The sequence below is a fragment of the Embleya sp. NPDC055664 genome (assembly GCF_053618075.1).
Genome location: NZ_JBSHGZ010000001.1, coordinates 789639 through 798448 on the forward strand (window position 1 = coordinate 789639; position 8810 = coordinate 798448).

The following is an 8810-nucleotide window of genomic DNA, read 5'->3' on the forward strand; positions in this document are numbered from 1 at the left end:
ACAACAGGCCGGAACGTACGCCACACTTTCCCGTATCTCGGCCCCGGGACACCGCCCCGGGGACCGATATTCGGGTGGGGGACACTCATGAAGATACCCAGACCAAGGCTGCGCAGAGCGACCGTGCCGACACTGTTCGCGCTACTGCTCGCGTTGACCGTCGCGGCACCGCAGACACCCAAGGCGGCCGCGGGTCCCTGCGACGCGCCGGTCGCCAACGCCATCGCCTGCGAGAACAGCAAGACCGGAAATCCTCGGACCGAATGGGACGTCAGCGGCGCCGGCAGCAATTCCATCCAGGGCTACTCCACGGACATCAGCGTCAACGCCGGTGGCCAGATCAAGTTCCGGATCGACACCACCGCGAGCTCCTACCGCGTCGACATCTACCGACTCGGTTGGTACAACGGCAACGGCGCGCGCAAGGTCTACACGATCCCGGCCTCCGCCACGACGCCCAAGCGGCAGGACGACTGCGACATCGACAACCTGGTGACCGGTCTGATCGACTGCTCCAACTGGACCGACTCCGCGTCCTGGACCGTGCCCGCCGACGCGGTATCCGGCTACTACATCGCCAAACCCACCCGCACCGACGGCAGTTCCGGCGCGAGCCAGATCCCGTTCATCGTCCGCAACGACGCGTCGCACTCGGCACTGCTGATGCAGTCCTCCGACACCACATGGCAGGCATACAACGCCTATGGCGGCAACGACCTGTACACCGGACAACCGGTGGGGCGCGCCTACAAGGTCAGCTACAACCGGCCGTTCACCACGCGCGCCGACAACCCCGAGGACTCGCTGTTCAACGCCGAGTTCGCGATGTTGCGCTTCATCGAACGCAATGGCTACGACGTTTCCTACACGACCGGCGTCGACACCGATCGACGCGGCCAACTGATCAAGAACCACAAGGTGTTCCTGTCCGTCGGCCACGACGAATACTGGTCCGGCCCACAACGCGCCAACGTCGAGGCGGCCCGGGACGCGGGCGTCAACCTCGCCTTCTTCTCCGGCAACGAGATGTTCTGGAAGACCCGTTGGGAGAACGGCGGGATCAACGGCAACGGTCCCGACCACCGCAACCTGGTCGCCTACAAGGACACCCACGCGAACCAGTCGATCGACCCGCTGGGCCCGAGCATGTGGACCGGCACCTGGCGCGACCCGCGCTTCTCGCCACCCGGTGACGGCGGTCGACCGGAGAACAGCGTCACCGGCACCATCTTCACCGTCAACTGCTGCACCACCGACATGAACGCCAACGGCGCCGACGGGCGGCTGCGCCTGTGGCGCAACACCCGCCTGGCCACCCTCGGCCTCACCGCGCAGACCACCCTCGGCAGCGGCACGCTGGGCTACGAGTGGGACTCCGACCTGGACAACGGCGCCCGACCCGCGGGCCTGATCCGCCTGTCCACCACGGTCAAGTCCGGCATGTCGGTGCTCCAGGACCAGGGTTCGACCTACGCCGACGGCAGTTCCACGCACAGCCTGACCCTGTACCGCGCACCCAGCGGCGCCCTCGTCTTCGGCGCGGGCACCGTGCAGTGGGCCTGGGGCCTGGACGTGTACCGGGTCGGCGCGAACGGCACCGTGGACACCGCGATGCAGCAGGCCACGATCAACCTGTTCGCCGACATGGGCGTACAACCGGGCACGCTGATGAGCGGCATGGTCGCCGCGACCCAGAGCACCGACACCACGCCGCCCACCTCGACCATCACCGCGCCGACCAACGGCGGCAGCCTGCCCACCAATTCCAACGTCACCATCACCGGCACCGCGACCGACACCGGCGGCCGGGTCGGCGGCGTCGAGGTCTCCGTCGACAACGGCGCGACCTGGCACCCCGCCACCACCGGCCGGGACAACTGGACCTACGTGTTCACCACCGGCGCCGGCGGCTCGATCACCATCAAGGCCCGCGCCACCGATGACAGCGCCCGTACCGAGACCCCGTCGGCGGGCGTCACCGTCACGCTCGGCGGCCCGCCGCAACCCGTCACGTGTCCATGCACCCTGTGGGCGCCGACCGACCAACCCTCGGCCGGACCCGACCCGGACACCGCCGCCACCGAACTCGGCGTCAAGTTCCAACCCGACCGGGCCGGCTTCATCACCGGCGTGCGCTTTTGGAAGGACACCGCGAACACCGGCACGCACACCGGGACCCTGTGGTCCGCCTCCGGCACCCGACTCGCCACCGCCACGTTCACCAACGAAACCGCGTCCGGCTGGCAGCAGGTGACGTTCGCTCAGCCCGTGGCGGTCACTGCGGGCACCACCTACGTGGCGTCCTACCTGGCCCCCAACGGCAGGTACTCCGCCGACCAGGGCGGCCTGACCACCGCGCACATCCGCGGCCCGCTCACCGCACCGGCGAGCAATGCCGCCGGCGGCAACGGGGTGTATCGCTACGGCACCGGATTCCCGACCTCGACCTGGAACGACTCCAACTTCTGGGTCGACCCGGTGTTCACCACCACCAACGGCGGCCCGACCGGCACCGCGCCGCAGGTCACCACGACCGTCCCGGCGAGCGGGGAGGGCTTCGCCCCGGTCGGCGGCAACATCACCGCCACGTTCGATGTGGCGGTACAGCCCGCGACGATCGTCTGGACCATCGACCGGGGCGAAAGCGGCCGGGTCACCGGCACCGCGAGCTACAACGCCACGACCAGGGTCGCCACGTTCGATCCGGCCACCGACCTGATACCCGGCGCCACCTACTCGGTCACCCTCGGCGGCGCACAATCCGCCGACGGTACGCCGATGGCCGACAAATACTGGTCCTTCACCACGGCCGGCAGCACCCCGCCGCCCACCTGCAACCCGTCCTGCACCATCTGGCCCGCGACGGCGACGCCGGCCGTACTCTCCGACACCGACACCGCCGGCATGCAACTCGGCGTCAAATTCCGCACCACGGTGCCCGGGAAGATCACGGGCCTGCGGTTCTACAAGGGCCCGAGCAACACCGGCACGCACACCGGGACCATCTGGTCCGCCGCGGGCAGCATCCTGACCAGCGCGACCTTCACCGGCGAGACCGCGTCGGGCTGGCAACAGGTGAACTTCGCCCAACCGGTCGTGATCGCCGCCAACACCACCTACGTGGCCTCGTACTACGCGCCCGTGGGCCGCTACTCCTCCACCGAGGGCGGCCTGACGGCGGCGGCCGGAACCGGACCGATCACCGCCCCCGCCTCCGGCACCGTCGGCGGCAACGGCGTGTACACGACCGGCACCGGCTTCCCGACCGGCACCTGGAACGACAGCAACTACTGGGTGGACGTCGTCTTCACCACCAACTAGTCCCCACGGACCGGCTCCCACCAACCAGTCTCCACCGGCCAGTTCCCACCAACCCGTCCCGGCCCGGGTCCCGACGCCGGCAACCGGCACCACCCGGAACCGACACACGGAAACCGCGCCGCCGACGGCAACACGCCGCCGGCGGCCCGGTCTCCGAGACGGGCGCGGCGACCCGAGTTCCGGCGCGCCCACGCCCGCCCGCACCCACGAACCGACGACCGACCGTCATGCCATTGAGGAGCACCAACTCGATGAAGGTTGCCTGCGCCAGAACCAGACCGGGACTTCGACAACGCCGAGGGACATGGGCGAGCATCACGTTCGCCGCGATCGGCGCATTGTTGTTCACCCTGTTCGCCCCGATCACCGCGGCCCAGGCCGCACCATGCAGTCCGTGCTCGCTGTTCGCGGGCGCCACCCCGGGCGGCGCGGTGACCGACACCGACGCGGTGGCCGTCGAGTTGGGCGTGCGCTTCAAGCCCGCCCAGGACGGCACGATCACCCAGGTCAAGTTCTGGAAGGACGCGGCCAACACCGGCACCCACACGGGCCGGATCTGGAACACCGCCACCGGCACCGCCACTTCGGTGACCTTCACCGGCGAGAGCACGTCCGGCTGGCAGAGCGCCACGTTCGCCACGCCGATCCCCGTCACCGCCGGCACCGAGTACATCGCCTCCTACGTCGCGCCCGTCGGCCGCTACACGGTCACCGCCGACTACTTCGCGACCGACCGCACGGTCGAACAACTCGTCGCCCCGGCGAGCAACGGCACCCAGGGCAACGGCGTCTACACGTACAACCCCGGCGGCGGCATGCCGACCGACTCCTACCGGGCCGGCAACTACTGGGTCGACGTCTCCTTCGTCCCCGGCGCCGACACCACACCGCCCACGGTCACCCAGACCGTCCCGGCCGCCAACGCCACCGGAGTGGCCACCGCCGCACCGCTGTCCGTCACCTTCAGCGAACCGGTCCAAGCCGCCACCGTGCAGTGGGCGGTCACCGCGACCGGCGGCCCGGCCGTCCCGGGCACCGCGTCCTACAACGGCAACACCGCCACGTTCACGCCCACTTCGGCGCTCGCCGCGTCCACCGGCTACACCGTGAGCGTGTCCGGGGCCAAGGACGCCGCCGGCAACACCACGGCGACCAAGTCCTGGTCCTTCACCACCGGCAACGGCAGCACCCAGAACATCGAGACCAGCATCTGGACCGGCCCGGTCAGCCCGACCACCCCGAACCAGACCGACAACAACAGCGTCGAGGTCGGCGTCAAGTTCCGCACCGCCACCGACGGCCAGATCAAGTCGATCAGGTTCTGGAAACTCGCCGGCAGCACCGGCCCCTACGCGGTCAGCCTGTGGGACAAGAACACCCAGACCCGGCTCGCCACCGTACCCAACGTCAACCGCACCGGAACCGGCTGGCAAACCGTCGACCTGCCCACCCCGATCACCGTGCACGCTGGCGTCACCTACGTCGCCTCCTACTTCGCCCCCAACGGCAACTACCCGGCCAACACCGCCTCGTTCTCCCAGGCCGTCGGCAACACGATGATCAGCGCACTCGCCGACGGGGTCGACGGCGGCAACGGCGTCTACAAGTACAACGCCGGCAGCATCTACCCGACCGACAGCTGGAACGGCAGCAACTACTGGGTCGACGTGGTCTTCAGCACCAACGCCGAGGACACCGTCGCCCCCGCCATCACCGACCAGTCGCCGACACCCAACGCCAACGGCGTACTCGCCGGTGTACAACCCTCGGTCACCTTCAGCGAACCGCTCAAGACCACCGGCCTGACCTTCGAACTCAAGCGCAACGGCACGGTCATACCCACCGAACTCGAATTCGACAACCCCACCAACCCGACCCAGCTCACCCTCAAGCCGAACGCCGAACTGGCCTACGGCACGCCGTACACACTCACCGTCGGCGGGGTCAAGGACCGCTCCGACAACGCGATGCCCGACGCCAACTGGTCCTTCACCACCGGCCAGGCCCCGCCCACCCCGCCGTGCGACGCCCCGAACACCGGCCCGATCCTGGTGATCAAGGCCGACTCGAATCCCTTCAGCTGCTACTACACCGAGATTCTGCGCGCCGAGGGCCTGAACTCCTTCGCCGTCAAGGACGCGAGCACGGTCACCGCGACCGTACTGAACGGCTACACCACCGTCGTCCTCGGCGACTTCGCACCCTCCGCACAACTGGTCGCCGACCTCACCACGTGGGTCAACGCCGGCGGCAACCTGATCGCCATGCACCCGCGCGCCGCCCTGGCCGGCCTGCTCGGCCTCGGCACCTCCGGCGGCTTCCAGGCCAACCAATACATGAAGGTCGACAGCGGCACCGCGCCCGGCGCCGGCATCTACAGCCAACTGAGCATGCAGTACCACGGCCCCGCCGACGTATGGACGGTCCCCGGCGGCGTCGGCACGATCCGCGTCGCGGACCTGTACACCCGCACCGGCACCAGCCCGCTCGGCCCGGCCGTCACCACCCGCACCGTCGGCAGCGGCATCGCCTCCGCCTTCACCTACGACCTGGCCCGCTCCATCGTGCAGACCCGCCAGGGCAACCCCGCCCAGGCCGGCGTCGAGAACGACAACTTCTCCGACAGCGGCGGCCCGCTGATGCGCGCCGACGACATGTTCTACCCGGACTGGGTCGACCTCAGCCGCGTCCGCGTCCCGCAGGCCGACGAACAGCAGCGCCTGTTCGCCAACCTGATCGAGATCGGCAACCGCGCCAAGGCCCCGATCCCCAGGACCTGGTACCTGCCCGGCAACGCCGCCACCGCCGCGCCCGACCTGCTCAAGGTCGTGATGGTCTCCACCGGCGACAACCACGGCCAAAACCTCGGCGACATGCAGGGTCGGGTCACCCGTTACAACAACAACAGCTCCGACCCGAACTGCTCCAGCCCCATCGCGGCCCTGCGCGACGCCGCGGTCCGGAACTGGAAATGTATGCGCGGCACCATCTACGTCTGGGGCCCGGGACCCCAGGGCACCCAGGCACCCCCGGTGTCCGACGTACAGAACTGGACCGCCCAGGGCTTCGAGATCGCCCGACACGTCGACGAGAACGGCAGCTGTCCGCAGATGCGCGCCGGCGCGTCGCAGGCGGACATCAACGCCGAACTTTCAGCGGTGTACGAGAACAGCCTGGACGACTTCACCCGCTACGCCCCGCTGAAGCCGACCACCAACCGGACCCACTGCCTGATCTGGCCGGACTGGAGTTCCAACGCGACGATCGCCCGGGCCAAGGGAATCCGGCTCGACACGAACTACTACTACATGCCCGACTACTGGAAGAACACCTGGGGCGGGGCGCTGATGAAGGCCAGTCCCGGATTCTTCACCGGCTCCGGATTCCCGATGCGCTTCACCGACCCCAGTGGTCAGATGATCGACATCTACCAGGGCACCACGCAGATCAACGACGAATTCCAACAGGTCTATCCGGACACGTTCGATCAACTCGTCAGCGGTGCCAACAACGACGGCTTCTACGGCGCGTTCGTGATGAACAACCACACCGACTCGGCGAACGCCAACGGCGGGGTCGGCAACGTGGGCCAGCTCGACATCGAGGCCGCGCTGATCGCCTCGGCGAAAGCCAAGAACGTCCCGATCGTCTCCGCCAAACAACTCCTGGACTGGACCGACGCGCGCAACGCCTCGACCGTCACCGGCCTGAACCGGGTCGGCAACACGGTCACCTTCACGGTCAACCAGAACGCGGCCGCGACGAACCTGATGACGATGCTCCCGACCACCGGCTCGGGCGGCACCACGCTCACCGGTCTGTCCCGGGGCGGCGCCCCGGTCACCTTCCAGAAGACCACGATCAAGGGCATCGAGTACGCCGTCTTCGACGGGACCTCCGGCGCGTACACGGCCACCTACGCCACCCCGGTCGCTCCGCTGATCGCCCGGGCCGAGGCGGCCCCGGCACCCGACGGCTCGGGCACCCTGACCTGGACGACGGACGTCCCGGCCACCACGGAGATGCAGCTCGGTACCCAGCCGGACCAGCTGCCCATCACCCAGCAGAGCGTGGAGACGGCCGGTGAGCACAAGGTGGCCCTGGGCGCGCTCAAGCCCGACACCACCTACTACTACCGACTCACCTCGGTGAACGCGAAGGGCGACCGCACCACCTGGCCCGCCCCGAACACCAAGCCCGCCGAGTTCCGCACCCCCAAGGCCGACCGCAAGGCCCCGGTGATCAGCGACGTCGCGGTCAAGACCTGGCCGGACGGCAGCGCCGACCTGACCTGGAAGACGGACAAGCCCACCACGACGTCGGTCCTGCTCGGCGACACAGCGGCCGCGGTGCGCCCGGTATACACGGACGCGAAGCAGCGCACCACCACCCACCACGCCAAGCTCGGCCACCTCGGCGCCGGCGCGACGTACGCCTTCCGCCTGGCGGGCATCGACGCGGCCGGGAACGAGGGGACCTGGACGGGCGGCGGCGGAAAGAAGAAGGACACGGCCCGCCTGGTCATGCCGAGGCCGGGCGTCGCCGAGACCGGCGCCTTCGACTTCACCAACGGCACGGTCTCGGGCGGAGCGGTCAGCGGCGACCGCCCCGATGCCCTCACCCTGGACCGGGCTCGCACCGGTACGTACGTATCCAAGGCCCTGGACGCCGGCCAAATGGTCACGTGGCTGGCGAGCGACTGGCAGGCCGATATTCCCAAGGGCACGACGCTGCGGGTATCGGTCCGAACCGGCACCACCGCGATTCCCGACGCGAGCTGGACACCGTGGAAGGACCTGGCCAAGCCGGGGCACACGGTGGGGACGTCGTCGCGATTCCTGCAATACCGGGTGGAGCTGACCGGCGACGGCACGGCAATGCCGACCTTGAAGGGCATCGGCTTCACACACGACGGCAAGGTGACCCCGACGGCCCCGGTGACGGAGGCGGGCCCGAACACCGCGCCGGGGCCGAACACGCGGACGGGGAAGGGGCGTTGAGGCTGCGCTGAGCCGGCGGCGAGGCGACGGTGACCCGCCGCCGAGGCCGTGGGGAGAGGTATGAGCGGCCGGGCCCGGAGCGATTTGGCGCTCCGGGCCCGGCCGTGTACTGTTGCGAAGTCCGCGCGGGAGGCGAGCACAATCCCCGATCACCGATTAGGCGATCGGAATGCGCTCCGCTAAAGTCGGCGGGCGCCGCCAAATGCCTCGGAAATGCGAATTCCCGATGCCCGAAGCGGCGGGACGAAGCGGGTCGGAAGATCTGCTAGAGTCTGAAAGGCGGAAAGCGCGGGAACGCGCCGGATGCCGAAAGCGAGGAAAGCGAAGCGGCCGAAACGGTGTGCTAAGCTGGAGACGCGAAAGCGAAACAAGAGAAACACAAAGCAACACAAACCGAACGTCAAACGCCCGGAGGGCGCGGTTGATTCCGCACCGAAGGAAGCGTCCGTTCCTTGAGAACTCAACAGCGTGCCAAAAGTCAACGCCAAA

The 8810-nt window shown here is 68.8% G+C and carries 3 protein-coding genes; 2 read left to right on the forward strand and 1 reads right to left on the reverse strand.

Annotation, left to right across the window (positions count from 1 at the left end; translation table 11 throughout):
* Nucleotides 1–87 precede the first annotated feature (87 nt).
* Nucleotides 88–3321 carry a DUF4082 domain-containing protein gene (locus tag ACWGR4_RS03180; RefSeq protein ID WP_452130341.1) on the forward strand — a complete coding sequence of 1078 codons (3234 nt, stop codon included), beginning with the start codon at nucleotides 88–90 and terminating at the stop codon, nucleotides 3319–3321.
* Nucleotides 3322–3572: 251 nt separating this feature from the next.
* Nucleotides 3573–8321 (forward strand): DUF4082 domain-containing protein, encoded by a 4749-nt coding sequence (locus tag ACWGR4_RS03185; protein ID WP_452130342.1) that lies wholly within the window; start codon nucleotides 3573–3575, stop codon nucleotides 8319–8321.
* A 179-nt stretch (nucleotides 8322–8500) separates the two neighbouring features.
* Here the strand turns inward: ACWGR4_RS03185 and ACWGR4_RS03190 are convergent.
* Nucleotides 8501–8810: hypothetical protein (locus ACWGR4_RS03190; RefSeq protein WP_452134165.1), on the reverse strand; the 310-nt coding region annotated here is incomplete at its 5' end.

Bases quoted from the DNA above. Each gene is read 5' to 3' on its own strand.
- ACWGR4_RS03180 (WP_452130341.1), top strand. From the start codon at position 88: ATGAAGATACCCAGACCAAGGCTGCGCAGAGCGACCGTGCCGACACTG.
- ACWGR4_RS03185 (WP_452130342.1), top strand. From the start codon at position 3,573: ATGAAGGTTGCCTGCGCCAGAACCAGACCGGGACTTCGACAACGCCGA.